Below are 984 nucleotides of genomic sequence, written 5' to 3' on the forward strand. Positions count from 1 at the left end.
AGCCTTACCAGATGGTCCTGGCGGATTCATACGGGATTTCTCGTGCCCCGCACTACTCGGGATCCGTCTCGGAGAGTGCACATTTTCGGCTACAGGATTGTTACCTTCTCTGATGGGCCTTTCCAGAGCGCTTCACCTAATGTACTCTTTTGTAACTCCATGTGAGACGTCCCACAACCCCTCATACCGAAGTATAAGGTTTAGGCTAATCCGCGTTCGCTCGCCGCTACTGACGGAATCACTTTTGTTTTCTCTTCCTCAGGGTACTTAGATGTTTCAGTTCCCCTGGTTTGCCTCTTCACTCCCTATGGATTCAGGAATGAGTGACTGCCCGTTACGACAGCCGGGTTTCCCCATTCGGACATCCCCGGATCAAAGCCTGCTTACGGCTCCCCGAGGCATTTCGTCGTTCGCCACGTCCTTCTTCGGCTCCTAGCGCCTAGGCATCCTCCGTGTGCCCTTACTAGCTNCTTAGTGTTGGAACGAACAAAGGTTCACGTTCGTTACAACAGGAATTCAATGAAATAAAAGTCATTATCGCTCATGTTTTGCTGCTCCCTCCCGTTGTACTTCGTACAAAAGTCGGTCACACCAAAACGTTCGCTAAAGCAGTAAGTTCGTGATGCCAAAGCATCACTTCTATACTACACTTGCATTGCCTTAACACTTTTTCGCTATCCAGTTTTCAAGGAACAATTCATTTGATGATCTCCGCCTCATCAGCGGAAGAACATCATATCATGATCGGATGTGTTCATCAACCTGTAAAAGCTGGAAACATCGTCTCATGTGAAAGAGCTTTTGCTCTTTCAAAACTGACAACGAGTGAACTGCGCTTGTATTGGTATGGATGATCCGCGTCATCCGATACTCCATAGAAAGGAGGTGATCCAGCCGCACCTTCCGATACGGCTACCTTGTTACGACTTCACCCCAATCATCTGCCCCACCTTCGGCGGCTGGCTCCCAGCCATCGCTTCCGAT

At 49.3% G+C, this 984-nt stretch carries 2 rRNA genes; both read right to left on the reverse strand.

Going from position 1 to position 984, the window contains the following annotated elements:
• A 23S ribosomal RNA gene (locus ACFPXP_RS02855) occupies positions 1 to 474 on the reverse strand; the annotation flags it as partial.
• Between the two features lie 404 nt (positions 475 to 878).
• Positions 879 to 984: ribosomal RNA gene (locus ACFPXP_RS02860) — 16S ribosomal RNA — on the reverse strand; the annotation flags it as partial.

The sequence above is a fragment of the Marinicrinis lubricantis genome, from assembly GCF_042658665.1.
Taxonomy (GTDB): Bacteria; Bacillota; Bacilli; order Paenibacillales; family KCTC-33676; genus Marinicrinis; species Marinicrinis lubricantis.